The organism is Kitasatospora sp. NPDC018619 (genome assembly GCF_044391605.1).
Lineage (GTDB): Bacteria > Actinomycetota > Actinomycetes > Streptomycetales > Streptomycetaceae > Kitasatospora.
In genome coordinates this window covers 18,915-45,183 of record NZ_JBISAI010000013.1, presented here as the reverse complement: position 1 = coordinate 45,183, position 26,269 = coordinate 18,915, and the positions used below count along the sequence as shown (strand labels likewise).

20 protein-coding genes are annotated in these 26,269 nt (G+C 74.7%); 6 read left to right on the top strand and 14 right to left on the bottom strand.

What is annotated here, in order from left to right; translation table 11 throughout:
* Positions 1-156: 156 nt before the first annotated feature.
* The 7 genes from ACH5AR_RS21340 to ACH5AR_RS21310 all read right to left on the bottom strand — a co-directional run bounded on the left by ACH5AR_RS21340 (position 157) and on the right by ACH5AR_RS21310 (position 7,012).
* Entirely contained in the window at positions 157-1,365 is a 1,209-nt protein-coding gene (locus ACH5AR_RS21340) for a serine/threonine-protein kinase (RefSeq protein ID WP_396303021.1), read from the bottom strand.
* A gap of 99 nt (positions 1,366-1,464) precedes the next feature.
* On the bottom strand, positions 1,465-2,454 hold the full coding sequence (locus ACH5AR_RS21335) for an ABC transporter substrate-binding protein (protein ID WP_396303020.1): 990 nt from the start codon (positions 2,452-2,454) through the stop codon (positions 1,465-1,467).
* Between the two features lie 43 nt (positions 2,455-2,497).
* Positions 2,498-3,250, bottom strand: coding sequence for an amino acid ABC transporter ATP-binding protein (locus tag ACH5AR_RS21330; RefSeq protein WP_396303200.1), 753 nt, complete (start codon positions 3,248-3,250; stop codon positions 2,498-2,500).
* A 53-nt stretch (positions 3,251-3,303) separates the two neighbouring features.
* Positions 3,304-4,299, bottom strand: a complete 996-nt coding sequence (locus ACH5AR_RS21325) for an amino acid ABC transporter permease (RefSeq protein WP_396303019.1) — start codon at positions 4,297-4,299, stop codon at positions 3,304-3,306.
* Between the two features lie 28 nt (positions 4,300-4,327).
* Positions 4,328-5,275 carry an ABC transporter substrate-binding protein gene (locus tag ACH5AR_RS21320; protein WP_396303018.1) on the bottom strand — a complete coding sequence of 316 codons (948 nt, stop codon included), beginning with the start codon at positions 5,273-5,275 and terminating at the stop codon, positions 4,328-4,330.
* Positions 5,276-5,288: 13 nt separating this feature from the next.
* Entirely contained in the window at positions 5,289-5,786 is a 498-nt protein-coding gene (locus ACH5AR_RS21315; RefSeq protein WP_396303199.1) for a GNAT family N-acetyltransferase, read from the bottom strand.
* 77 nt (positions 5,787-5,863) lie between these two features.
* Positions 5,864-7,012, bottom strand: coding sequence for an LLM class flavin-dependent oxidoreductase (locus ACH5AR_RS21310; RefSeq protein WP_396303017.1), 1,149 nt, complete (start codon positions 7,010-7,012; stop codon positions 5,864-5,866).
* A gap of 682 nt (positions 7,013-7,694) precedes the next feature.
* Between ACH5AR_RS21310 and ACH5AR_RS21305 the strand changes: the two genes are divergently transcribed.
* Positions 7,695-8,648, top strand: a complete 954-nt coding sequence (locus ACH5AR_RS21305) for an amino acid ABC transporter permease (RefSeq protein WP_396303016.1) — start codon at positions 7,695-7,697, stop codon at positions 8,646-8,648.
* On the top strand, positions 8,645-10,573 hold the full coding sequence (locus tag ACH5AR_RS21300) for an FAD/NAD(P)-binding protein (protein ID WP_396303015.1): 1,929 nt from the start codon (positions 8,645-8,647) through the stop codon (positions 10,571-10,573). Before ACH5AR_RS21305 ends, ACH5AR_RS21300 begins: the two co-directional genes overlap by 4 nt.
* Positions 10,574-10,646: 73 nt before the next feature.
* Here ACH5AR_RS21300 and ACH5AR_RS21295 read toward each other — a convergent pair whose 3' ends face one another.
* Positions 10,647-12,503 (bottom strand): protein kinase, encoded by a 1,857-nt coding sequence (locus tag ACH5AR_RS21295; protein ID WP_396303014.1) that lies wholly within the window; start codon positions 12,501-12,503, stop codon positions 10,647-10,649.
* Positions 12,504-12,675: 172 nt separating this feature from the next.
* Between ACH5AR_RS21295 and ACH5AR_RS21290 the strand changes: the two genes are divergently transcribed.
* The gene (locus ACH5AR_RS21290) at positions 12,676-14,955 is read left to right on the top strand and encodes an FdhF/YdeP family oxidoreductase (protein ID WP_396303013.1); all 2,280 of its coding nucleotides are present in this window, start codon (positions 12,676-12,678) and stop codon (positions 14,953-14,955) included.
* Positions 14,956-15,034: 79 nt separating this feature from the next.
* On the opposite strand, the gene ACH5AR_RS21285 is transcribed toward ACH5AR_RS21290, so the two are convergent.
* The gene (locus ACH5AR_RS21285; protein WP_396303012.1) at positions 15,035-16,591 is read right to left on the bottom strand and encodes an NlpC/P60 family protein; all 1,557 of its coding nucleotides are present in this window, start codon (positions 16,589-16,591) and stop codon (positions 15,035-15,037) included.
* Positions 16,592-16,928: 337 nt separating this feature from the next.
* Between ACH5AR_RS21285 and ACH5AR_RS21280 the strand changes: the two genes are divergently transcribed.
* On the top strand, positions 16,929-18,107 hold the full coding sequence (locus tag ACH5AR_RS21280; protein WP_396303011.1) for an anion permease: 1,179 nt from the start codon (positions 16,929-16,931) through the stop codon (positions 18,105-18,107).
* Between the two features lie 26 nt (positions 18,108-18,133).
* Positions 18,134-18,379, top strand: coding sequence for a hypothetical protein (locus tag ACH5AR_RS21275; RefSeq protein WP_396303010.1), 246 nt, complete (start codon positions 18,134-18,136; stop codon positions 18,377-18,379).
* A 152-nt stretch (positions 18,380-18,531) separates the two neighbouring features.
* Here ACH5AR_RS21275 and ACH5AR_RS21270 read toward each other — a convergent pair whose 3' ends face one another.
* Together ACH5AR_RS21270 and ACH5AR_RS21265 are read right to left on the bottom strand one after the other, a co-directional pair.
* A complete protein-coding gene (locus tag ACH5AR_RS21270; RefSeq protein ID WP_396303009.1) occupies positions 18,532-20,088 on the bottom strand; it encodes an MDR family MFS transporter in 1,557 nt (518 codons plus the stop codon).
* Between the two features lie 176 nt (positions 20,089-20,264).
* Entirely contained in the window at positions 20,265-20,714 is a 450-nt protein-coding gene (locus tag ACH5AR_RS21265; protein WP_396303008.1) for a MarR family winged helix-turn-helix transcriptional regulator, read from the bottom strand.
* 126 nt (positions 20,715-20,840) lie between these two features.
* On the opposite strand from ACH5AR_RS21265, the gene ACH5AR_RS21260 reads away from it, so the two are divergent.
* A complete protein-coding gene (locus ACH5AR_RS21260) occupies positions 20,841-21,881 on the top strand; it encodes an ABC transporter permease (protein WP_396303007.1) in 1,041 nt (346 codons plus the stop codon).
* A 64-nt stretch (positions 21,882-21,945) separates the two neighbouring features.
* Here ACH5AR_RS21260 and ACH5AR_RS21255 read toward each other — a convergent pair whose 3' ends face one another.
* From ACH5AR_RS21255 to lon, 3 genes are all read right to left on the bottom strand, one after another.
* Positions 21,946-23,106 carry an ROK family protein gene (locus ACH5AR_RS21255; protein WP_396303198.1) on the bottom strand — a complete coding sequence of 387 codons (1,161 nt, stop codon included), beginning with the start codon at positions 23,104-23,106 and terminating at the stop codon, positions 21,946-21,948.
* Between the two features lie 66 nt (positions 23,107-23,172).
* Positions 23,173-23,739 carry a GtrA family protein gene (locus ACH5AR_RS21250; protein ID WP_396303006.1) on the bottom strand — a complete coding sequence of 189 codons (567 nt, stop codon included), beginning with the start codon at positions 23,737-23,739 and terminating at the stop codon, positions 23,173-23,175.
* Between the two features lie 85 nt (positions 23,740-23,824).
* On the bottom strand, positions 23,825-26,224 hold the full coding sequence (gene lon, locus ACH5AR_RS21245; RefSeq protein WP_396303005.1) for an endopeptidase La: 2,400 nt from the start codon (positions 26,222-26,224) through the stop codon (positions 23,825-23,827).
* Positions 26,225-26,269 lie beyond the last annotated feature (45 nt).

Here is a 26,269-nt window from a genome sequence, read left to right as displayed (position 1 = left end):
CGGCGCGGACGCCGCTCCGAGTCCGGCAACGAGGTATACCAACGCGCGGGGGCGGCGGACCAGAGCGTCCCGGTGGGCGAAATCCTCCCGGTTCGCCCACCCTCCGCGCCCCCGGCTCGGCGGCCCGCACGGTTGACACCCGGCGCCCCGGCCGGGTCAGTCCCCCCGGCCGGGCTCCAGCAGCGCCCCCAGCCCGAGCCCGCGCGGCCGGCCCGGGCCGAGCCGGGCGGCCTCCCGCTGCCAGTGCGCGAGGTCCCGCCGGGCGTCCGCCCGGGCCTCCGGGGTGGCGCCGGGCGCCTGGGCCAGCTCGTCCAGCAGCTCGACGGCGGCGCCCGGGCTGCCGTCCCTGGCCAGCCAGAGGGCCAGGTCGTGGCAGGTGCGCAGGGTACGCGGGTCCTCGGGGCCGCAGATCCGGGCGAAGTCGGGGACGAGGGCGGCGAGGATCTCCACCGCCTCCGCCGCCTCGCCGGCCTCGCCGTGCCGCCAGGCCCGGTCGGCCCGCCGGCGCAGCTGCTCCGGGCTGCGGTCGTCCGGGCGCAGCATCCCGGGCCGCACGCCGCGCAGCCGCTCCAGCACCTCGGCGGCGCCGGACGGCCGGTCCTCGGGCCGCTTGGCGAGCAGCTGGGCGACCAGCGCGGCCAGCGCCGGGTCCTTGCTGCGCACCCGGGGCGGGACCTCCTCCAGGTGCTTGTACATGTACTCGGCGGCCGAGGCGGCCCGGAACGGGCGGGCGCCGGTGCAGACCTCGTACAGCATGACGCCGAGCGCGTAGAGGTCGGCCCGCCCGTCCACCGCGCCGCCGGACCAGCACTCCGGCGCCAGGTACGGGACGGTGCCGACCACGTTGCCGGTGGAGGTGAGCCGGACGGTCTGGGTGACCAGCCGGGCGATGCCGAAGTCCAGGACCTTGGCCCGCTCCTCCCCCGCCCCGATCATCACGTTCTCGGGCTTGATGTCCCGGTGGACGATCCCCGAGCGGTGCGCGGCGTCCAGCGCCTTGCACACGTGCCGCATCCAGCGCAGCGCCTGCTTGTGGTCCGGCGGGCCCGCCTTGAGCACCTCGGACAGCACCCGGCCGCGGACCAGCTCCATCACCAGGTACGGGATCCTGGCGGAGGCCGTCTCGGTCCAGCCGTAGTCGTACACGGTCACGATGTGCTGGTTGTTGAGGCCGCCGGCCGTCCGGGCCTCGCGGACGAACCGGCTGACCGCCTCCCGGTCGGTGGCGTGCTCGGCGAGCAGCACCTTGACCGCGACCTCCCGGTCGATGGTCGTGTCGGTCGCCCGCCAGACCACGCCGAACCCGCCCCTGCCCAGCTTCTGCTCCAGCCGGAAGCGACCGCCGAGCACCTCGCCCTTCTCCATGCCCTCCCCCAACCCGACCGCGCCCGCCCGGAGCTCTCCGGGCGGGGGGTCACCATAGCGGCGGGCGGGGACGAACAGGTGAACGGGCCCGCCCCGGGGCTACGGATTCGACTTGGGCAGCCCGGGCGGGTTGATCTCGGAGGCCGGGACGGCCTCGGCGTCCAGGCCCCAGCGCTTGAGCACCTGCCCGTAGCTGCCGTTCCTGATCACCTCGTCGATCGCCCCGTGCAACGCCTTGACCAGCCCGTTGTCCTTCTTCGTGGTCGCCGCGATCTTGCCGAGGACGTCCGCGCCGCCGCCCGAGTAGGTGCCGACGACCTCGGTCTCGCCGGTCTGCACGGCGTGGAAGGCCAGACTGGGGTTGGGGCCGGTGTAGACCTCGATCCGGCCGGAGGAGAGCGCCAGGTAGTACTCGGTGCCCTGGAAGTACTTGATGTCGATCGGCTTGCGGCCGTTCCTGACGTTCTCCTCGCTCCAGGCGACCAGCAGCTTCTCCTGGTTGGTGCCGGTGGCGACACCGACCGTCTTCCCGGCGAGGTCCGCGGCGCCGGTGACCCTGAGCCCGCTGCCCTTCCTCGCCTCGAAGCCCAGGACGTCCAGGCGGTAGGTGGCGAAGTCGTACTTCTCCTTGCGCGCCTCGGTGACGGTGATGTTGGACAGGCCGACGTCGTACTTGCCGCTGTCCAGGCCGACGAAGATGTTCTCCCAGGAGACCGGGTTGAACTCGACCCGCAGGCCCAGCACGTTGCCGATCAGCCAGGCGAGGTCCGGCTCGACGCCGATGATCGTCTTGTCGTCGTTCGCGTAGAAGTCCAGCGGCGGGGTGGTGCCGATCGAGTCGACGACGGTCAGCGTCCCCTTTCTCCTGATCTCCTCCGGGACGAGCGCGGCGATCGCGTCGACCCTGGGCGTGGTGATCCTGGCCTGGTCCGGCGACAGGTTCACCACCGTGCCGTCCGGCGCGGTGGTGCCGCGGGCCGGGGCGAGCTCCGCGGACGCGCCCGTGGCGGAGCCGCCGCAGCCGGCCAGGACGAGGGCGGCGGCGACCGCGCCGGCGGCGGCCACGAGGGCGCGACGGGGTAGGGACATGGCGGAACTCCTGATCGGTGGAAGGGGGTTGGCGGGGGGAAGGTCAGAGGACCTTGGCCAGGAAGGCCCGGGTGCGCTCGTGCCGCGGCCGGTCCAGCACCTCGGCGGGCGGGCCCTGCTCGACCACCACGCCGCCGTCCATGAAGACCACGGTGTCGGCGACCTCGCGGGCGAAGCCGATCTCGTGGGTGACCACGATCATCGTGGTGCCGCTGCGGGCCAGGTCCCTGATGACGTCCAGCACCTCGCCGACCAGCTCCGGGTCGAGCGCCGAGGTCGGCTCGTCGAACAGCAGCACCTTCGGCTCCAGCGCCAGCGCCCGGGCGATCGCCACCCGCTGCTGCTGCCCGCCGGACAGCTGCCGGGGGTACGCGGCGGCCTTGTCGGCCAAGCCGACCCGCTCCAGCAGCGCCAGCGCCGTCGCCCGGGCCTCGGCCCTGGGGCGGCGCAGCGCGGCGACCGGCGCCTCCACCAGGTTCTCCAGCACGGTGAGGTGCGGGAACAGGTTGAAGCTCTGGAACACGAAGCCGATGCCGGTGCGCTGGCGCAGCACCTCGCGCTCCCTGAGCTCGTACAGCCGGTCGCCGGAGCGGCGGTAGCCGATCAGCTCGCCGTCGATGGCGACGTGCCCGCGGTCCAGCTTCTCCAGGTGGTTGATGGCGCGCAGCAGGGTGGACTTGCCGGAGCCGGACGGGCCGAGCACCACCGTCACCGAGCCGGCCGGGACGTCCAGGTCGACCCCGCGCAGCACCTCCAGCTTGCCGAAGCTCTTGTGCAGGCCGCGGACCTGCACCATCGGCGCGGCCGGGGCCGGGGCGGCCGGGGTCGGGTCGGGCTTCGCCAGGGTGGTCACGACTGTCCTCCGGGGGTACGGGCGGCGGCGGGCCGGGTGCGGTCCGGCAGGCTCCGGGCGAAGGCCCGGACGCGCTGCCACGGGGTGGGCGGCGGGGTGCGCTGCGCGCCGCGGGCGAAGTGGCGCTCGACGTAGTACTGGCCGACCGAGAGCACCGTGGTCAGCAGCACGTACCAGACCGTGGCGACCATCAGCAGCGGCACCACCCGGCCGGTGCGGCCGTAGACCACCTGGGCCTGGTAGAAGAGCTCGCCGATGGCCATCACGTAGACCACCGAGGTGCCCTTGAGCAGCGAGACCACCTCGTTGGCGGCGGCCGGCAGGATGGCCCGCATGGCCTGCGGCAGCACGATCCGCAGGCCCTGCCGCCAGCGCGGGATGCCCAGCGCGGCGGCGGCCTCCCGCTGGCCGGCGTCCACCGCGATGATGCCGCCGCGGATGATCTCGGCGGCGAAGGCGGCCTGGTGCAGTCCGAGGCCGAGCACCGCGGCGCCCAGCGCGCCGAGCACCCCGACCGTCTCGACCTCGCCGAAGGTCGGGCCGAAGGGGATGCCGAACCCGAACCGCTTGTACAGGTAGGACAGGTTGAACCAGAACACCAGCTGGACGATCAGCGGGATGGAGCGGAACACCCACACGTACGCCCAGGCGATCGACCGCAGGACCGCGCTGCGGGACAGCCGCATCGCGGCCACCGCGGTGCCCAGCGCGAAGCCCAGCACCGTGCCGTAGGCGGTGAGTTCGAGGGTCCGCCCGACCGCCCGCAGGATGGTGTCGGCGGTGAAGTAGAGCCGGAAGGTGGCCCAGTCCCAGCCGGGGTTGGTGGCCAGGCCGTGGGCGAACTGGGCGAGCACGACCAGCGCGGCGATCCCGGCGGCCCAGCGCCAGGGGTGCCGGACGGGGACGGTCCGCAGGCCGGCCAGTTCGTCGAGCCCCGGGGCGGCCGGGGCGGGCCCCGGCCGGGCCGGTGGTGCTTCGGTGCTGACGGTCATCGGGGGACTCCTTCGACGGGCCCTGCGCTCAGGCGTGTTCGGGCGGGCTGATCTGCGATTCCTTGATCGCCGACTCGGCGACCCCCCACTTGCGCAGGATCCGCTGGTACGTCCCGTCCTCGATCAGCTGGTTGACCGCCGCCTGGAGGGCCGGGGCGAGCTTCGAGCCCTTCTTCAGGGCGAAGCCGACGTCGAGGCGGTGGAACTCGTTCAGGAAGCGGGTCCCGGAGGCCTCCTGCGCGGCCTGGTGGCGCAGGCCGTTGATGGTGGACATCTCGATGTCCACCCGGCCCTGCTGGAGGCTGGTCAGCAGGGCGCCGCTCTCGCTGAACGCCTTGACCTCGTACGGCTTCCTCCCGGCCTCGGCGCAGGCGCTCCGCCGGCTGTTGAGGGTGGTCTCGAAGGTGGTGCCGGCGCCGGTGCCGACGGTCAGCCCGCACAGCTGGAGGAGGTCGGTGACGGGCTGGGCGGCGGTGTTGTCCTTCTTCACCGCGAAGCCCTGGCCGTCGTCGATGTAGGTGACGAAGTCGATGGTCTTCAGCCGGGCGGCGGTGACCCCGAAGTTGCCGGTGCCGACGTCGTACTTCCCGCTGTCCAGGGCGGGCAGGATGGTCTCGAAGGCGGCCGGTTCGCGCTGCACGGTCAGGCCGAGCAGCCGGGCGACGGCCTCGGAGACGTCCACGTCGATCCCGGCGGGCTTCCGGTCGGCCTGGTCGGTGTAGAAGGCGCTGGGCGGCGCGCCGAAGGCCGAGCCGAACTTCAGCGTGCCGGCCCTGCGGACCTCCTCGGGCAGCAGGGCGGCGGCGGCCTGCGAGGTGCGCAGGCCGGAGACGAGGTCCTCGGTGGCGGCGGCGGCCGGACCGCCCGCCGCGGCCGCGCCCGCGATCGTCGGGTCCGAGCCGCAGGCGGCCAGCGCCAGGACCGGCAGCAGGGCGGCGGTCGCGAGCAGGCGGCGGCGGACGGTGCTGGTTCTCACGGGGTGGTGCCTTTCAGCGGGTCGGGGCCAGGACGGGCGGGTGCTCCCCGACGGGCGGCTGCTCCCCGGGGGCGGGCAGCCGCTTCTCGAACGGGAGCGGGCCGATGGTCAGCGGATCGGCCGAGACGTCGAACAGCGGGGTGTAGCCGGCCGCCAGGTAGAGGTGCTTGGCCTCCGGCTGGCGCGGCCCGGTGGTCAGGTAGAAGCGGGTGTAGCCGGCCGCGGCCGCCGTACGCTCCAACTCGGCCAGCACCCGGCGGGCCAGGCCACGGCGGCGGTGCGCGGAGTGCGTCCACATCCGCTTCACCTCGGCGGTGTGGCCGTCGTAGCGCTTGTACGCGCCGCCGGCCACCGGCTCGCCGTCCTCCAGCAGGAGCAGCAGCACGCCGTGCGGCTCGGCGAAGGCCTCGCCCGGGTAGCGGGTCATCTCCCGGCGGGCCTCGGGGCCGTACCGGGAGACGTACTCGTGGGTGAGCTCGCGCAGCAGCGGCTCGACCAGCGGGTCGTCGATGGCGGCCTTGCGGAACTCCCAGCCGGGGACGGTGCCCGTGCCCGTGCCCGTGCCCGCGCGCGCCGCCCGGTCCGCGCTCACGCCTGCGCCGCGATCAGCTGGTGGCGGTCGCGCTCGGCCCGCTCGGCCCGTGCGGCCCGCTCGGCGTCCCGCTTGGCGACCTCCTCGCGGACGATCGGGATGACGTACCGGCCGAAGTCGATCGCGTCGTCCAGCAGGTCGTAGCCGCGCGCGGAGAGGATGTCCACGCCGAGGTCGTGGTAGTCGAGCAGCGCCTGGGCGACCGTCTCCGGGGTGCCGACCAGCGCGTTGGAGTTGCCCGCCCCGCCGGTGGCCGCGGCGGTCGGGGTCCACAGCGCGCGGTCGTAGCGCTCGCCGGCCTCGGCGATCTCGACCAGCCGCCGGGAGCCGGTGTTCTCGGGTGCCGCGGCCCCCGGGCCCGTCCCCGGCCGGTCGGCGCCCCGGCGGGCCCGGATCGCGGCCACCGTCCGGTGCGCCTTCTCCCAGGCCAGCTCCTCGGTCGGCGCGATGATCGGCCGGAACGCCACCTGGATCCGCGGCACGTCGGTGCGCCCGGCCGCGCGCGCCGCCTCCTTCACCCGCTCGATCTGCTCGGCGGTGCGGGCCAGCGGCTCGCCCCAGAGGCAGTAGATGTCCGCCTCGGCGCCGCCGACCGCGTAGGCCGCCTCCGAGGAGCCGCCGAAGGAGACCGCCGGGCGCGGCTGCTGGACGGGGAAGACGTCCGAGACGAAGTCGTTGAACCGGTAGTACGGGCCCTCGTGGTCGAAGGGCTCCCGGCTGGTCCAGGCCTTCTTGACGATGCCGATGTACTCGCGGGTGCGCTCGTAGCGCTGGTCCTTGGTCAGGAAGTCGCCCTCGCGCTGCTGCTCGTGGTCGTTGCCGCCGGTGATGAAGTGCACGGTCAGCCGGCCCTCGCTGATCCGGTCGAGCGTCGCGAAGGTCTTGGCCGCGAAGGTCGGGTAGGAGACGTTCGGCCGGTGCGCCAGCAGGATCTGGAGGCGGTCCAGGTGCGAGGCCAGGAAGGCCGCCGCGGCGGCCGGCTCCGGGGCGCCGGCCCCGTACGCGAAGAGCACCCGGTCCCAGCCGTGGTCCTCGTGCGCCCGGGCCAGCCGCAGGGTGTAGTCGCGGTCGAAGGCGGCGGTGGTGCGGGCGTTGCTCTCCGAACCGTCGCCGGTGGCGGCGATGCCGAGGAACTCGACGGGCATGGCGGAACCTTTCGGGTGGGTGGAAGTCCGGTGGGTCGCGGTCGGGCCGCGGGTGGACGGCGGACGGGCCGCGGCTCGGCCGGGGCACCTCCCGGCCGACGGCCGGGGACGCCGGAGCGGGCCGCGCCGGGGCGGCCGTCGGGCACGTGACGGGTGGACGTGGCAGGAGTGCGGCAGCGGACTGCCGGAACGCGGGAGGGCCGGAGCGCAGTGCGGAGTCGTCGGCGGCAGCGGGCGCCGGACGCGTCGCCGGGCGACGGCGACGGATCCGGCCGCGACGGGGCGGACCGAGGGAGGGCTCCCCGCCGGGGATCAGGCCGGACGGGCGGCCCGCTGCCGGGTCAGCCGCGACACGCCGCGGACCACACCCGACCGAAGTCGATGTGGTCGCGGGTGACCAGAGGCTGCTCGGCGTACATGGCCCCAAGTTGAACAGTCGACCGTTCGGTCCGTCAACCACCCATCATTGCCGAACTGTTGCGATCTCCTGTCGCTTTCCCGACGCGCCGCGACCGGCCCGTCCCCGCACTCCGGCCGCCCTTGACAGCCGTCGATCGCGCATGCGTACGATCAGCCCGGAGTGCAGTGCCCCGCGGCCGTGTTGAGGGACACGGGCCGCACCCGCGTACGTGACGACCGCCGTACCCCTCCCCGCCCGCACTCCGCCCAGGAGCCGCCCGCCATGGCCACCCCGCCGGACGTCCTGCCCGCCCCCTCCCTCCTCGACCGCCCCGCCGACCCGCCCGCCCCCGAGGCCCGGATCGTCGCCCGCCGCAAGCCCGGGCAGTGGGCCGCCGCCGCCGTCGCCCTGCTGCTGGCCGCGATGGCCGTCAACTCGGTGGTCCGCAACCGGGCCTTCCAGTGGGGCGTCGTCGCCGACTGGTTCACCGCCCGCTCGGTGCTCGACGGGCTCGCCCTGACCCTCTGGCTGACCGCCGCCACCCTCGCCCTGGGCTTCCTGCTCGGCACCCTGCTCGCCACCATGCGGCTGTCCACCAACCCGGTGCTGCGCACGCTGAGCTGGTGCTACGTCTGGGTGTTCCGCTCCACCCCGCCACTGGTGCAGCTGCTGTTCTTCTTCAACATCGGCGCGCTCTACCCGACCCTCGGCCTGGGCATCCCGTTCGGCCCCGAGTTCGTCACGGTCAAGACCGTCAACCTGATGGGCCCCACGCTCACCGCCGTCATCGGCCTCACCCTGCTGGAGACCGCGTACGCCGCCGAGGTGATCCGCGGCGGCATCCTCTCCGTGGACCGCGGCCAGCTGGAGGCGGCCGCCGCGCTCGGGCTCGGCCGGTGGCGGGTGCTGCGCCGGATCGTGGTGCCGCAGGCGATGCGGGCGATCGTGCCGAGCGCCGGGAACATGCTGATCGGCGCGCTCAAGGGCACCAGCATCGTCAGCGTGCTGGCCGTCTCCGACCTGCTCTACTCGGTGCAGCTGGTCTACCTCCAGTCGTACCGGGTCATCCCGATGCTGGTGGTCGCCACCCTCTGGTACCTGGTGGTCACCACCCTGCTGTCCGTCGGCCAGTACTACGTGGAACGGCACTTCGCCCGGGGCGCCGACCGCGACGGCCTGCCACCGACCCCGCTGCAACGCGCCCGCGCGGCCCTCGCGAAGGCGGCGCGGGCATGACGGCGCTCGTGATCGTCGGCGCCGGCCCGCGCGGCACCGCGCTGCTGGAGCGGATCGCCGCCAACGCCGCCGAACTCCTGCCCCCGGAGCGGCCGTTGGCCATCCACCTGGTCGACCCGTACCCGCCGGGCGCGGGCCGGATCTGGCGCCACGACCAGTCCCCGCTGCTGCGGATGAACTCGATGGCCGAGGACGTCACCATGTTCACCGACGAGCGCTCCACCCTCGAAGGGCCCGTCCGCCCCGGCCCCTCGCTGGCCGAATGGGCGCCCCGGCAGGAGGAGTTCGCGCCCTACCGGGAGGTCGCCGACCCGGCCGTCCGGGCCGAGCTGCGCACCCTCGCGCCCACCGACTTCCCCACCCGCCGGGCCCAGAGCGCCTACCTGGACTGGGTGTTCCGCCGCGCCGTGGCCGAACTGCCCGCGCACGTCACGGTCACCGTCCACCGCGACACCGTCCGGCGGATCGAGGGCCCGGCCGACGGCCCGCAGACCGTCCACCTCACCGACCGGGCCCTCACCGCCGACCACGTCGTGCTCACCCTCGGCCACCTCGACTCCGCCCCGCACCCGCGCTACGCCGCCGACGCCGAGTTCGCCGCCCGGCACGGCCGCTTCCACCTCCCGCCCGCCTACTCCGCCGACGCGGCCGACGACCTGGCCGCCCTCGCCCCCGGCGAGCACGTGGTGCTGCGCGGCCTCGGCCTCGCCTCGGTGGACCTGGTCGCCCTGCTCACCGAGGGCCGCGGCGGCCGCTTCGAACCCGTCGGGGACGGGCCCGCGCTGCGCTACCTCCCCTCCGGCCGCGAGCCGGTGCTCCACCTCGGCTCCCGGCGCGGCGTCCCGTACCACGCCAAGACCGGCTACCGCCTCCAGGGGCCGCGCGCCCCGCTCCCCCGGTACTTCGACGCCGCCGCCGTGGACGCCGTGCTCGCCACCGGCGGGCGGCTCGAACTGCGCCGCGACTTCTGGCCGTTGATGGCCAAGGAGATCGCCTTCGGGCACTACCACGAGCTGTTCCACGCCCACCCCCGGCGCACCGCCCTGCCCTGGCCGGAGTTCCTCGCCCGCTACGACCGGCACGGCTGGTACTCCCCCGCCCTCGCCGCCCTGATCGCCGAGGCCGTCCCCGACCCGGCCGACCGGATCGACTTCGAGCGGCTCGACCACCCGCTGGCCGGCCTCGAACTCGGCAGCGACGAGGAGCTCCAGGCGCACCTGCGGGCGTACGTCACCGCCGACGCCGACCGCCGCGCCGACCCCGCGCACAGCGCCGACCTCGGCGCCTTCCTCGCCCTGCTCTCGCTGTTCGGCCAGCTCCCCCGGATCATCGCGAGCGGCCGGCTCACCGCCCGCTCGATCGCCGAGGAGGTGGACGAGTGGTTCTTCGGCTACTTCAGCTTCCTCGCCTCCGGCCCGCCCGGCTTCCGGCTGCGCCAGCTGCTCGCCCTCGCCGAGGCCGGGGTGGTGCGCTTCCTCGGCGCGGACCTGCGGGTCGAACGGGACGAGGCGAGCGGCACCTGGCGGGCCCGCGGCTCCACCGTGCCCGGCCACCGGGTCACCGCCACGGCGCTGGTCGAGGCGTACCTGCCCAGGCACGCGCTGGCCCGCACCCTGGACCCGCTGCTGCGCGACCTGCACCGCACCGGGCGAATCGTCGAGGAGGTGGTCACCGACCCGGACTACACCCACCGCTCCGGCCTGGTCACCATCGCCCCCGCCGACAGCCGGCTGCTCGACCCGGCCCTCGGCGGCGCCCCGCACCCGCGCCGCACCGCCCTCGGGCCGCACACCAGCCTGCGCGCGGCCGCCGCCTTCGCCCGTCCGCGCACCGACGCCCCGGGCTTCCGGCAGAACGACTCGGCCGCCCGCGCCCTGCTCCGGGCGCTGGCCGCGCTGCCGGCGGCCCGGGCGCTGGCGGCATGAGCGGCGGGGGCGGGGGCGGGGACGGCGGGGGCGGGGACGGCGGAGGCGGGCGCGGGAGCGGGCGCGGAGCTCTTCAGGCGCTGAAGATCTCCTCCACCAGGTCCTCGTCCGAGACGTGGTCCGGCGCGTCGAACACCACGTCCGCGACGCCCTTCAGACCGATCCCCCGGTCCAGCGCCTCCATACAGGCGCGGGCCTGCTCGTCGGTGGCGAAGTCCCACACCCGCAGCCGCCGGACCAGCACCAGCGCCTCCGCCGGGGCGATCCGCGGCGTCCGGCGGCGCGGGCCCGGCCCCTTGCGGCCGGCCCGGGCCAGCTGCTGCTGGTAGCCGGCCAGGTCCTGCCAGGCCTGCGCGGTGCTCGGGTGGTGCTCGCCCAGCACCCGGGCGAGGTCCGGCAGCAGCCCGTGCAGCCGGATCACCGCGCCCTGGAGGTCGCCCCGGTTGGCCTGGTGCAGCGCGAGGTCGTGCCGGGCCTTCAGCACCCGGGGGTCGTACGGGCCCCAGGCGGCGTGCAGGTCCGGCAGCAGCTCGTTCATCAGCCGGACGGTGGTGACCGGCGCCCCGCTCTCGCCGACGCACCAGACCAGGTGGTAGCGGGCGCCGAGGGTGTCCGGGTCGGTCGGGCCGAGCGTCGAGCGCATGTCGCCGACCAGCGCCGTCAGCAGCCGGATCGCGCCGTCCAGGTCTCCCGTCCGGCTGAGGTACCAGGCGAAGTCCCGCCAGGTGCACAGGGTGTCCCGGTCGTTCGCACCGAGCGCCGCCACGCACTCCTGGGCGAGGGCCTGGAGGAGCATCGCCGACTCGCCGGGCGTCACGGCCCGGTACGCAGCGGACCGCCGCTCGCGCAGCCCGGCCCGGACGGCCTCGGACGGCGGCGCGGCCGTCACCGGCGGCGTGGTGAGCGGCGGCAGCACCGACGGAACGGCGGGCGGTGCGACCGGCGCGGAGGCGAACGGCGGCGCGGGCACGACGGGTGGCGCGGGCACGACGGGCGGCGCCGGCACCGCCGGCGGGGTGCTCGGCGGTGGCGGCACCACCGGCCCGGGGCGCTCCGCCACCGCCGGCACCGGAGCCGGCGCGGGAGCCCCGCCGCCCGGCCACCCCGCCGACCCGGCGAGCCGCCGCTCGACCGTACGGGCGTCGGCCGGCCGGTCCGCCGGATCCTTCGCCAGCAGCTCCGCGACCAGCCCGGCCACCTGCGGCGGCAGCCCGAACCGCGCCGGATCCAGCGGCGCGGGCGCCTCGTTGAGGTGCCGGTACATCAGCACCGGGGTCGAGTCCCCGCCGAACGGCCGTGCGCCGGTGAAGAGTTCGACCAGGACGCAGCCCAGCGCGTAGAGGTCGGCCCGGCCGTCCACCCGGCCGCCGGTCCAGCGCTCGGGCGCCATGTACGCCGGGCTGCCGACGATCGTCCCGGTGGTGGTCAGCCCGCCCGCGCCGGTGTCCAGCTGGGCGATGCCGAAGTCCAGCACCTTCAGCTGCCCGGCGTCGGTGACCATCACGTTGTCCGGCTTGATGTCCCGGTGCACCACGCCCGCGTCGTGCGCGGCCGCCAGCGCGCCGCTGATCTGCCGCCCCCAGCGCAGGCTGAGCGCGGGCTCGGGCACCCCGGCCCGCAGCACCTCGGTCAGGGTGCGGCCGGTCAGCAGCTCCATCACCAGGTAGGTGACCTGCTCGCCGCCGAGCTCGCACTGCCCGAGGTCGTGCACCGTGACGATGTGCGGGTGCGAGAGGTTGCCGGCCGCGCCGGCCTCCCGGACGAACCGCAGCGCGGCCTTCGCCCGGTCCCCGCCGTGGTGCCCGATGACCTTGACCGCCACCGGCCGCCCCATCCGGGTGTCCTCGGCCCGCCACACCACCCCGAAGCCGCCCTGCCCGAGCCGCTCCACCAGCTCGTACCGGCCGTCCAGGACGTCCCCGACTCGCACGCGCCCTCCCCTCCCGCCATGACGCCCGGACTCTACCCACGCCGACCGGCCCCGGTGCGGACGGCCCCCTCGCCACCGGGCCCTCCCGGCGCCACCGGGCAGGTGGAAGGATGGACGGAGAGCCCCGCGACGGTGCGGCGGCCCGCACCAGCAGAGCCCGAGGAGAGCGGCCATGGCCAAGCAGGCCCCGCAGAGCGACCCGGCCCAGGACGCCCCCGAGGTGTCCGCGCCCCAGCACGCGGCCGCCGGGCTGCCCGCCGTCGGCCACAGCCTGCGGATGGCCGCCGCGCAGATGGGCGCCCGCCGCACCCTGGCCACCCTGCTCAAGGTCAACCAGCAGGACGGCTTCGACTGCCCCGGCTGCGCCTGGCCGGAGCCGGACAAGCCGCACACCGCGGAGTTCTGCGAGAACGGCGCCAAGGCCGTCGCCGAGGAGGCCACCGAGCGCCGGGTGCACGCCGAGTTCTTCGCCGCCCACTCCGTCGCCGACCTGGCCGGGCGCTCCGGCTACTGGCTGGGCCAGCAGGGCCGGCTCACCCGGCCGATGCTGCTCGACGAGGGCGCCACCCACTACGCGCCGATCTCCTGGGACGACGCCTTCGCGCTGATCGCCGAGGAGTTGAAGGCCCTGGACACCCCGGACGGCGCCGCCTTCTACACCTCCGGCCGGACCAGCAACGAGGCCGCCTTCGCGTACCAGCTGTTCGCCCGCCGGCTCGGCACCAACAACCTGCCGGACTGCTCCAACATGTGCCACGAGTCCTCCGGCTCGGCGCTCACCGAGACGCTGGGCGTCGGCAAGGGCAGCGTCAGCCTGAAGGACCTCTACCAGGCCGACCTGATCATCGTGGCAGGCCAGAACCCGGGCACCAACCACCCCCGGATGCTCTCCGCGCTGGAGCGCGCCAAGCGGGCCGGCGCCACCATCGTCAGCGTCAACCCGCTGCCGGAGGCCGGCCTGGAGCGGTTCAAGAACCCGCAGCACGCCCGCGGGCTGGTGGGCCACGGCACCAGGCTGACCGACCTCTTCCTCCAGATCCGCCTCGGCGGCGACCTCGCGCTGTTCCGCGCGCTGAACCGGATCGTCCTGGAGGCGGACGGCGTGGACCGCGCCTTCGTCGCCGAACACTGCCACGGCTTCGAGGAGTTCGAGGCCCAGGCGCTGGCGACCGACCGCGCCGAGGTGCTCGCCGCGACCGGCCTGCCCTGGGAGCAGATCGAGGAACTCGGCCGGCTGGTGCTGAAGTCCGAGAAGGTCGTCGTCTGCTGGGCGATGGGCCTCACCCAGCACAAGCACGCCGTGCCGACCATCCGCGAGGTGGTCAACTTCCTGCTGCTGCGCGGCAACGTCGGCCGCCCCGGCGCCGGGGTCTGCCCGGTGCGCGGGCACAGCAACGTCCAGGGCGACCGGACGATGGGCATCTTCGAGCGCCCGAGCACCGCCTTCCTGGACGCGCTGGGCGCGGAGTTCGGCTTCGAGCCGCCCCGCGAGCACGGCCTCGACTCGGTGGACACCATCCGCGCGATGCGCGACGGCAGGGTGAAGGTCTTCTTCGCGATGGGCGGCAACTTCGTCGCGGCGACGCCGGACACCGCGGTCACCGAGGCCGCGATGCGCCGCTGCCGGCTGACCGTCCACGTCTCCACCAAGCTCAACCGCTCGCACGTGGTCACCGGCGCCCGCGCCCTGATCCTGCCCACCCTCGGCCGTACCGACCGGGACGTCACCGGCTCCGGCGCCCAGTTCGTCAGCGTCGAGGACTCGATGGGCCAGGTCCACGCCTCGCGCGGCGGCCTGCGCCCGCCCGCGCCCGGGCTGCTCTCCGAGACGGCGATCGTCTGCCGGCTCGCCCGCGCCGTGCTCGGGCCGCGGGACACCGTGCCGTGGGAGGACTTCGCCGCCGACTACGACACCCTGCGGGACCGGATCGCCCGCGTCGTCCCGGGCTTCGAGGACTACAACGAGAAGGTCCGCCGCCCCGGCGGCTTCACCCTGCCGCACGGCCCCCGGGACTCCCGCACCTTCCCGACCGCGACCGGGAAGGCCAACTTCACCGTCAACCCGCTGACCGCGCCCGAGGTCCCGCCGGGCCGGCTGCTGCTCCAGACCCTGCGCTCGCACGACCAGTACAACACCACGGTCTACGGCCTCGACGACCGCTACCGCGGCATCCGGGGCGGCCGCCGGGTGGTCCTGGTCAACCCCGCCGACGCCGAGGAGCTCGGCCTGCCCGACGGCCGGTACGTCGACCTGGTCAGCGAGTGGAGCGACGGCGTGGAGCGCCGCGCCCCGCACTTCCGGGTCGTCCACTACCCCGTCGCCCGCGGCGGGGCGGCGGCCTACTACCCCGAGACCAACGTGCTGGTGCCGCTGGACTCCACCGCCGACATCAGCAACACCCCCACCTCCAAGGCCGTCGTGATCCGCTTCGACCCGGACAGCGGCGCCTGACCGGAGGGTCCGCCCGCCCCGGAACGGCCCGCAGGCCGCCCCGCGTCCGGTGGACGGGGGCGGCCTGCGGGCCGCGCGGTCAGTGCGTCGGGGTGCCCAGCGGCAGCGTCGCCGTCGCGGTGCCCGGGGCCGTGGCGGTCGCCGAGCCGGCGGCGCCGGTCGGCGCGCCCGTCCCGGTCGGCGTGGGCGTGCCCGTCCCGCTCGGGGTGCCCGGCCCGGTCGGGGTCGGGGCCGGGGCCGGGGTGCCCGGCCCGGTCGGCGTCCCGGTGCCGCCCGGCGTGCTCGGCGTGCCGCCGGACGGCGTGCCCGGGTCGGTGGGCGTGGCCGGCGTGGTGGGCGGCTCGGACGGCGTGCCCGGCACGGCCGGCGGCGTCACCGCGCCGCCCGGTGCCGGCGGGGCGGGCGGGGCCGGCACCTGGCCGGCCGGGCTCGGCGCGATCGGCGTGACGGCGTCCCAGCCCGCCGGGAGGTCGGGCACCTTCCACGCGCCGCCGGCCTCGTCCGCCGCGCCGGACGGGTCCGGCCGGACGGCGCCGAGGATCGGCATCGAGCCGATCGGCGAGATCTTGATGAACGCCCCGGGCCGCGGCGCCTGCACGATCAGCCCGCCGCCGATGTACATCCCGATGTGCGAGGCGTCCTGGAAGTACACCACCAGGTCGCCCGGCCGCAGCTGGTTGAGCGCCACGTGCGGCAGCTGCGCCCACTGCTCCTGGCTGGTGCGCGGGATCGGCCGGCCGGCGTGCAGCCAGGCCTGCGAGGTGAGGCCCGAGCAGTCGTAGGCGTCCGGGCCGGTGCCGCCCCACAGGTACGGCTTGCCCACCTGCCCCAGCGCGAAGGCGATCGCCGCGCGCCCCTGGAGGGAGGGCGTGCGCTCGCCCTTGCCGAGCGCCCCGGAAGCGAGGAAGGCGAGCTGTGCCTCGTCCGCCTTGGCCTTCTCCAGCTGCTCCAGCTCGGCCCGCTGGGCGCCGGTCAGCGAGGAGACGGTCTGCTCGACGACGGCGAGGTCGGCGGCCGCCTTGGCCTTGGCCGCGTCCTGCTGGGCGGCCAGCTCCTGGGAGGTCCTCAGCGCCTCCTCGGTCTGCTTCTTCAGCCCGTCCAGCGCGTCCCGGTCGCCCTTCAGCCGGTCCAGGAACTCCGACTGCGAGCGGCTGGCCGAGGCGAGCAGCTCGGCGATGACGACCGCCTCGTACGGGTCCTTGGAGAGCAGCAGCTCGGCGTAGGCCGAGGCCGCCCCGTTGCGGTACTGGGCGGCGGCGAGCTGCGAGGCGATGTCGGTGCCGGCGTCGACCTGCTTCTGCTGGCGCTCCAGCCGGCCCTGGAGGTCGGTGAGCGAGGTCTGCTGCTCGGTCACCTTGGCGACGGCGCCGTTGTACTGCTCGGTGGCGGCCTCGGCGTCCTGGTAGAGCGCGTGCAGCCGGTCGAGCAGCGGGCCGAGGGTCGCCTTGGCCTCGGCGAGCGGGTCGGTGCCGGCGGCCACGGACTGGCCGGTCCCCGGGTCGGGTACGGCCCAGGCCGCCTGGGCGCCGACCGGCAGCGCGAGCGCCGCGGCCGCGAGGACGGCTCCGCATCGCAGTGCCGCCCGCACCCAGGGCCGTACGCGTGCCGTCTCCGCTCCCTGTCCCGCCCCGCCCATGGTCTGGTCCTCCCCGCCGCGCCCTGCCCCTGTCCCGGCTTCCCGGATCCCGCAGATCCTCCCACGGGTTACTCGCCGGAAACAGGGCGCACGCGGACCGGGAGGTTAATTCTCGATTGATCTGTGAGACAGCTCTCAGCAAAACGGGTCGAACCGGCGCGTTCTTCGCTAATGTCCAGTTCAGCGCACCCTAGGTCACTCCGACGAAACCCTGTGGTCACCATGGGTCAACCAGCGGAACCACGATTCCCGGCCCCGTTCACCTTCCGTTTACCAAGCAGACCTACGGTCGCGACGTCATCAACGTCCGTGCGACAACTACGACGATTGTTTGGGTATGGAACACATCTCGTTCCTGGTGGCCGTTGTGATCATCACGGCGCTCGCCTTCGACTTCACCAACGGGTTCCACGACACCGCCAACGCGGCCGCCACCGCGATCGCGACCGGGGCCCTTCGTCCGAAGGTCGCGGTCACCATCGCGGCCCTGCTCAACTTCGCGGGTGCGTTCCTGTCCGTGAAGGTCGCCACCACCATCTCCGGCGGCATCGTCAACGAGAAGGCCGGCGTCCATCCCGAGATCATCTTCGCCGCCCTGGCCGGCGCGATCCTCTGGAACCTGCTGACCTGGCTGCGCGGCCTGCCGTCCAGCTCCTCGCACGCCCTGTACGGCGGCCTGATCGGCGCCACGATCGTCGGCGTCGGCATGAACGGCGTCAACTTCGACACCGTGGTCACCAAGATCCTCATCCCGGCGGTCGCCTCGCCGTTCGTCGCCGGCCTGGCCTCCTGGGGCGCCACCAAGCTGGCCTACGCGATCACCCGCAAGGGCGACGCCGCGGCCACCGACAAGGGCTTCAGGACCGGCCAGGTGTTCTCCTCCTCGCTGATCTCGCTCGCGCACGGCACCAACGACGCCCAGAAGACGATGGGCATCATCACCCTGACCCTGGTCTCGGTCGGCGCCCTGCCGCACGGCGCGCTGCCCCCCACCTGGGTGATCGTCTCCGCGGGCGCCGCGATCGCGCTCGGCACCTACATGGGCGGCTGGCGGATCATCCGCTCCATGGGCAAGGGCCTGGCGGACATCCGCCCGCCGCAGGGCTTCGCCTCCGAGTCGGCCGCCGCGACGGTCATCCTGACCTCCTCGCACATGGGCTTCGGCCTCTCCACCACCCAGGTCTGCTCCGGCGGCATCATGGGCGCCGGCCTCGGCGGTCCGAAGGGCGAGCTGCGCTGGAGCCTGGTCCGCCGCATGGTCTACACCTGGGGCCTGACCCTGCCGGCCGCCGCGGTGGTCTCCGGCGGCGCGGCCCTGCTGGCCGAGCAGGGCAACTGGGGCATCGCCCTGGTCGGCGCCGTGCTGGTGGCCGGGTCCGCGGCGATGTGGGTGGTCTCCCGCCGCCAGCCGGTCGGCGCGGACAACGTCAACGACGTGGACGTCACCCCGGTCGAGGTCGCACCGGCCGGTACCGCGAACACCCCCACCCCCGCCACGACCACGGTCGCGGCCTGAGCGCCGCAGGCTGAGGAGCACGCACCATGCACATCAAGTGGAACGCCCTGGCCCAGACGGCCGGGATCAGCTTCGGCGTCACCGTCGCCGTGGTCGCCGTCTTCGCGCTCGGAATCCTGGCGCTGGCCCGCCGCGAGGCCGCGGTGAGCGCCGGCCAGGGCACCGCCGGCTCCGCGGCCGGCGGCAGGCTCGCCCTGGCCGGCGCGTACGTCTGCTTCGCGCTGTGCGGCGGGGCCGTCCTCTACGGGCTGTCGCTGATCGCCGGCCACTGACCGTACGGCCGCTGATCGCCGGCCACTGACCGTACGGCCGCGCCCGGGCCACCGGGCCGCCGCCGTACCGGACCCGAACGGGCCGGGGAGTGCTCCGCGCACTCCCCGGCCCGTTGGCGCGTCCCGGCGGCCGAGGCCGCCCCGCCGGCCGGTCAGCCCTCCTGGGTGGTGGTCTTCAGCGCCGTCTCCCGGATGAAGAGCACCGTGACGAAGGCCAGCGCCGCGAACGGGGCGGCCCACAGGAAGACCGTCCCGACGCCGTGGCCGAAGGCGTCCGTCACCAGCGGGACGATCGGGGCGGGCAGCTTGGCCAGGTCCGGGATGCCGCCGCCGGAGGCCGCGGGCGAGGCCGGGACGTGCGCCGCGGCCAGGTTCTCGGCCAGGTAGTGGCCGACCTTGTTGTTCATCAGCGCGCCGAGCGCGGAGACGCCCATCGCACCGCCCATGGTGCGGAAGAAGGTGACCACCGAGCTGGCCGCGCCGAGCTCGTGCCGGGGCACCGTGTTCTGCACCGCGAGCACCAGGTTCTGGCTGGTCAGGCCGAGGCCGACGCCGGTGATCGCCATGTAGACGCAGAGCAGCGCGTAGTCGGTGTCGACCCGGGCGGTGCCCAGTAGGCCGAAGCCGACGGCGAGCAGCGCGGTGCCGGAGACCAGGTAGGCCTTCCACCTGCCGTACTTGGTGATCAGCCGGCCGGCCACCGCGGAGGAGACCGCCAGGCCGAGGATCATCGGCAGGGTCATCAGCCCGGCCATGGTCGGGGACTTGGCCCGGGCCAGCTGGAAGTACTGGCTGAGGAAGGTGGTCGCGCCGTACATCCCGACGCCGACCAGCACGCTGGCGACGGCGGCCAGGGTGACGGTGCGGTACCGGAAGAGGCTCGGCGGGATGATCGGCTCGGCGGCCCGGCGCTCGATCGCGACGGCCAGGGCGCCCAGCACCACGCCGCCGCCGACCATCGCCGCGGTCTGCCAGGACAGCCAGGCGTAGTTCTTGCCGGCCAGGGTGATCCAGATCATCAGCAGGCTGACGGCGCCGGTGATGACCAGCGCGCCCAGGTAGTCGATCTTCGCCTTGCGCTTGACCACCGGCAGCTTGAGGGTGCGCTGCACCACCAGGATCGCGACCAGCGCGAACGGGATGCCGACGTAGAAGCACCAGCGCCAGCCCAGCCAGGAGGTGTCCACGATGACGCCGCCGATCAGCGGGCCGCCGATGGTCGCGAGCGCGAAGACCGCGCCGAAGTAGCCGCTGTACCGGCCGCGCTCGCGGGCCGGGACCATCGCGGCCAGGCAGATCTGGCCGAGCGCCACGACGCCGCCGGCGCCGATGCCCTGGAGGGCCCGGCAGGCGATCAGCTCGGCCGTGTTCTGCGAGAGGCCGGCCAGCGCCGAGGTGCCGATGTAGATCACCAGGGCGATCTGGAGCAGCAGCTTCTTGCTGACGAGGTCGGAGAGCTTGCCCCAGATCGGGGTGGAGGCGGTGAGGGTGAGCAGGGCTGCGGTGATCACCCAGGTGTACGCGGACTGGCCGCCGTGCAGGTCGGCCAGGATGTGCGGCAGGGCGTTGGAGACGACGGTCGAGGAGAGCACGGCCACGAACAGGCCGAGCAGCAGGCCGGAGAGTGCCTCCATCACCTGCCGGTGCGTCATCTGTGGACTGTCGGTCGCGGCGGCGGTTCCGCTCGCGGCCTCGGTGGTCACGGTCATCTGGGTCCTTCGGCGAGGCGTGCGGGGCGCAGGCGGGCAAGCGTGCGGGTGCGCGGATCATGAAATTTCGTTGCCGTAAGCAACCATAAAACGAGATGGTTGAATAAGGCAACTTTCTTCAAGGGCAAGTAAAGTCCCCGGCCAGGGGCCCGGCCGCACCGCCGACGGGCGCCCGGTCAGTCGACCGGCGGCTCCTCCAGCACGTCGTTGAAGCGGTGCAGCAGCTCCGCGAACCGGGCCACGTCCTGCGGCGACCACCCGCCCATCACCTCGCGCACCCGCCGCATCCGCAGGCCCTGCGCGGACAGGTAGCGCCGCCGCCCGTCCTCGGTGAGCGAGAACAGCGCGGACCGGCGGTCCAGCGGGTCCGCCTCGCGGGCGACCAGGCCCAGCTCCTCCAGCGTCCGGACCTGCCGGCTCACCGTCCCCTTGCCGATCGAGAAGTGCACGCCGACGTCGGTCACCCGCACCGGCCCCGCCTGCTCGATGTACCCGAGCAGGCTGTACGCCATCCCCTCCAGGCCGGGGTGCACCCTCCGTGAGAGTTCCGCCACTCTGGCCCGGCCCCGCCGGAACATCAGCGCGACCTCGCGCTCCACCGCCACCAGCGGTTCCTCGTCACTCACCGCGCCAGTATCGCGCAGCGACACGGCCGGGCCCCCGGCGCGGAAGGTGCGACAAGCCAACTACTTCATGGTATGAAGTATCGGTTCTGGAAGTACCGTTTTTTCCCCTTACGCAAGGAGATGTGGATGGCAGCCCCGGGGCAGGGTTTCGTCGCCGACCTGAAGAGCGCGGTCACCCCGCGCGCGGCACTGCTCGTGATCGGCGTGCTGCTTCTCCAGCTCGGTTTCATCACCTCCTACATCGGGGCGCTGCACAAGCCGACCCCGCAGAACCTCTCGATCGCGGTGGTCGCCCCGCCGCAGGTCGCCCCCAAGCTGGTCGGCGCGCTGGAGTCGGTGCCGAACGACGCCGTCCGGGCCGTCACCGCGCCGGACGCCGAGACGGCGACCCAGCAGATCAAGGACCAGAAGCTCTACGCCGCGCTGGTCGTGGACCCGACCTCCACCCAGGACACCCTGCTGGTCGGCAGCGCCCGCGGCACCGCCGCCGCCAAGGCGGCCGAGTCCATCACCACCGGGATCGACCAGAGCCAGGGCCGCACGGTCAAGGTCCAGGACGTGGTGCCGCTCGCCAAGGGCGACAACAACGGCCTCTCCGCCTTCTACCTGGTGATCGGCTGGTGCGTCGGCGGCTACCTGGTCGCCTCGATCCTGGGCATCAGCGCCGGCTCCAAGCCGGCCAACGCCAACCGCCTGCTGATCCGCCTCGGCGTCCTCGCGGTGTACTCGGTGGGCGCCGGCCTGCTCGGCACGGTGATCGCCGGACCGGTGCTGGACGCCCTGCCCGGCTCGGTCGTGGCGCTGAGCGCCGTCGGCGCCCTGGTGGTGTTCGCCGTCGGCGCGTTCACCATGGCGCTCCAGTGCCTGTTCGACATCCTCGGCATCGGCGTCGCGGTGCTGATCTTCGTGGTGCTCGGCAACCCGAGCGCGGGCGGGGTCTACCCGGCGCCGATGACGCCGCCGTTCTGGCGGGCGATCGGCTCCTGGATCCCGAACGGCGCCGGCACCTCCGCCGCCAAGTCGATCGCCTACTTCGGCTCCACCAACCTGGGGCTGCCGATCCTGGTCATGGTGGTCTGGGCGCTGGTCGGCATCGGCGTCGCCCTGCTGGCCGTGCTGCGCGGCCCGCGCTCCGGCGCCCGCGCGCCGGAGTCCGTCGAGGCCTGAGCCCCGCCCCGCGCCACCGAGCCCCCGGCCGCCCGGCCGGGGGCTCCGGCGTTCCCCGGCGGCCCTACCCGGCCGGCTCCGGATCGGCCACGATGGCCCGGACGACCCGCACCGCCGCGCCCAGCAGCGGGCCCCGGCGGCCCAGCCGGGAGACCGTCAGCCGCTCCCCGGACCACGGCCGCACCGCCACCCGGGCGGTCAGTTCGGCCCGCATCGCGGGCAGCAGCCAGGGCGCCAGCCGGGCGTAGCCGCCGCCCAGCACCACCTCGGCCGGGTCCACCAGGTTGACGGCCCCGGCCGCCGCGGTGCCGAGCGCCGCCCCGGCCCCGGCCAGCGCCGCGAGGGCGTCCGCGTCCCCGGCCCCGGCGCGGTCGGCGAGCAGCTCCACCCAGTCGCCCCGGGCGCCGCTCAGGCCGGCCGCCCGCAGCACCGCCTCCTCCCCCGAGTACTGCTCCAGGCAGCCGTGCGCTCCGCAGGCGCAGCGGGGGCCGTCCGGGTGGACCGGCACGTGGCCGAACTCGCCGGCGAAGCCGCCCGAGCCGCGCAGCAGCCGGCCGCCGGCCACGATCGCCGCGCCGACCCCGGCCTCGGCGGAGACGTACAGGAAGTCCTCCGGGCCCTCGCCCAGCCAGCGCTCGGCCAGTCCGCCGAGGTTGGCCTCGTTGTCCGCCTCGATCGGCAGCCCGGCCAGGCCCTCCCCGGCCTCCCGCAGCGCGGGGCGCAGGGCGGCGGCCAGCGGGACGTCCTGCCAGCCGAGGTTGGCGGCGCGCCGCAGCACCGTGCCGGAGGTGCCGACCAGCCCGGGCACGGCCAGCGTGAGGGCGGCCGGGCGCAGCCCCGACTCGGCGACGGCCGCGCGCAGCAGGGCGGCCAGGTCGGCCATCACGGCGGCGGGCTCGCGGCCGTGGTTGGAGACCTCCCGGCGCCGCCAGGCGCGGACCTCCCCGCGCAGGTCGACGACGCAGGCGCCCAGGTGCCGCACCCCGATCTCGGCGCCCAGGCCGCCCGGCCCGGCCGGGTTGAGCCCCAGGGCGGTGCCGGGGCGGCCGACCTTGCCGCTGGGCGCGGCGGGGCCCTCCTCGACCACCAGCCCGGCGGCGAGCAGCTGTTCGGCGAGCGAGGAGACGGCGGCCCTGGTCAGCCCGGTGCGGGCGGCCACCTCGGCGCGCGAACGCGGCCCACTCGCGATCGTCCCGAGCACCAGGGCCAGGTTGGCCCGGCGCATCCCCTGCTGGCTGGCGGGCCCGGTCCGGGCCGGGTCCGGCTCGTGCACAAGGCTCACCTCGCCCCTTTACGGCACATCCCCTGGCATCTCGGGTGCAGCGTAACCGGGTTCCGGGCGTACCGTCGCGGGCCGCGGGGCGGGCTCGGTCGGGGCCGTCCGGGCGGCCGGGAAGACCCACCGCCGCATCGCCCAGTAGCGGAACAGCATCGCCACGAAGGTGCCGACGACCATCCCGCTGAAGAAGTCCGCGACCTCCTGCCGGAACGGCCCGATGTACGGCTCGCGCAGGTCCAGCAGGTACCGGGAGACGGCCAGCGGCACGTCGTTGACGGCGATCGCCACCACGCTGACCAGCACGAACGCCAGGGCCTCGCGCTGCCGGCCGGCGGAGCGGAAGGCCCAGCGGCGGTTCAGCACGTACGAGACGACGGTGCCGATCACGGTCGCGACGGTCAGCGCGACCACCGGCTTGTGCTCCAGCACGGTGAACTTCAGCTCGAAGTCGATCACCGTGGTGAGCGCGAAGCAGCCGCTCCCGACCAGCAGGAACTTCACCAGCCGGCGGTGGCGCACCAGGAAGGGGCGCAGCCGGGCGGGCACCCGGGCCAGCGCGCGCTGCGTGGGGGACGGCACCTCCGCAGTCTCGCACGCGGGGGTGCCGTCGGCCCTGCGGCCCACCGGCGCCCGGGCCGCCGCTCGGGGCGGCCCGGGCCACTGCTCAGGCGGCCGTCAGCACCGCCGCCCCGGCCGGCTCCAGCGCCAGCTCCAGCACCTCGCGCACGTCCGCCACGGGGTGGACGGTGAGCCGCTCCAGCACCTCGGCCGGGACGTCGTCCAGGTCGGCCTCGTTGCGCCTGGGGATGATCACCGTGGTGACCCCGGCCCGGTCGGCGGCGAGCAGCTTCTGCTTCACGCCGCCGATCGGCAGCACCCGGCCGGTCAGCGAGACCTCGCCGGTCATCGCCACGTCGGTGCGCACCCTGCGGCCCGAGAGCAGCGAGGCCAGCGCCGTGGTCATGGTGATGCCGGCGCTCGGCCCGTCCTTGGGGATGGCCCCGGCCGGGATGTGCAGGTGCACGCCGCGGTCGCGCAGCGAGGTGACGGGCAGTTCCAGCTCGGCCCCGCGCGAGCGCAGGTAGGAGAGCGCGATGTGCGCGGACTCCTTCATCACGTCGCCCAGCTGCCCGGTGAGGGTCAGCCCCGTGCCGCCGGTCTCGGCGTCGGCCAGCGAGGCCTCGATGTAGAGGACGTCGCCGCCGGCGCCCGTCACGGCGAGGCCGGTGGCCACGCCGGGCACGGCGGTGCGGCGCTCGGCCGGCTCCTGGGCGGACTCCGGGACGTGGTGCGGCCGGCCGATCAGGGCGCGCAGGTCCTGCGCGCCGACCGCGACGGGCAGCTCGCGCTCGCCCAGCTCGGCCTGGGCGGCGATCTTGCGCAGCACCCGGGCGATCGAGCGCTCCAGGGTGCGCACGCCCGCCTCCCGGGTGTACTCCCCGGCGAGCCTGCGCAGCGCGGGCTCGTCCACGGTGACCTGCCCGCCGGCCAGGCCGGCCTTCTCCAGCTGGCGCGGGAGCAGGTGGTCGCGGGCGATGACGACCTTCTCGTCCTCGGTGTAGCCGTCCAGCCGGACCAGCTCCATCCGGTCGAGCAGCGGCTCGGGGATGGCCTCCAGCACGTTGGCGGTGGCGAGGAAGACGACGTCGGAGAGGTCGAGCTCGACCTCCAGGTAGTGGTCCCGGAAGGTGTGGTTCTGCGCCGGGTCCAGCACCTCCAGCAGGGCGGCGGCCGGATCCCCCCGGTAGTCGGAGCCGACCTTGTCGATCTCGTCGAGCAGGACGACCGGGTTCATCGAGCCGGCCTCCTTGATCGCCCGCACCAGCCGGCCGGGCTGCGCGCCGACGTAGGTGCGCCGGTGGCCGCGGATCTCCGCCTCGTCCCGGACGCCGCCGAGCGCGACCCGCACGAACGAGCGGCCCATGGCGCGGGCCACCGACTCGCCGAGCGAGGTCTTGCCGACGCCGGGCGGGCCGACCAGGGCGAGCACGGCTCCGCCCCGGCGCCCGCCGACCAGCCCGAGCCCCTGGTCGGCCCGGCGCTTGCGGACGGCCAGGTACTCGACGATCCGGTCCTTCACGTCGGCCAGGCCGGCGTGGTCGGCGTCCAGGACGGCCCGGGCGCCGGCGATGTCGTAGGCGTCCTCGCTGCGCTCGTTCCAGGGCAGCTCCAGGACGGTGTCCAGCCAGGTGCGGATCCAGGAGCCCTCGGGGGACTGGTCGGAGGCCCGCTCCAGCTTGTCGACCTCCTTGAGCGCGGCCTCGCGGACCTTCTCCGGGAGGTCGGCGGCCTCGACCCGGGCGCGGTAGTCGCCCTCCTCGTCGGCCGGGGCCCCGTTCAGCTCGGCCAGCTCCTTGCGGACGGCCTCCAGCTGGCGGCGGAGCAGGAACTCCTTCTGCTGCTTGGCCACGCCCTCCTCGACGTCCTTGCGGATGGTGTCGTTGACCTCCTCCTCGGCGAGGTGGTCGCGCAGCAGGGCGAGCGCGTACTCCAGCCGGGCGACCTGGTCGGCCTCCAGCAGCACCTTGAGCTTCTGCTCGGCGGTCACGAAGGGCGCGTAGCCGATGTTGTCGGCGAGCTCGCCGACGCCCTCGATCTGCGCCACCCGGTCGACGACCTGCCAGGCGCCGCGCCGGCGCAGCCACTGGGTGGACAGCGCCTTGTACTCCTTGACCAGCTCGGCGGCCCGGCCGGCCACCGGGGTGCCGACCGAGGACTCCCGGAACGGCGTGGTCTCGACCCACAGGGCGGCGCCGGGGCCGGTGGTGCCGACGCCGATGCGGACCCGGCGCACGGCGCGCACCAGCGCGGCCGGGTCGCCGTCGGCCAGCCGGCCGACCTGCTCGACGGTGGCCAGCGTGCCGGCCGCCGCGTACGAGCCGTCCACCCGCGGGACCAGCAGGACCTGCGGCTTGCCGGTGCCGGCGGCGGCGGCCCGGGCGGCCTCGACCGCGGCGCGCACCTCGGTGTCCTTCAGGTCCAGCGGCACGACCATGCCCGGCAGGACGACCTCGTCGTCGAGCGGCAGCACGGGCAGGGTGAGCGGTGTGGACGTCGATGCCATGATCTCTCCCCAGTCAGTGAACTTGAGTCGACCTGACTAAGGCTG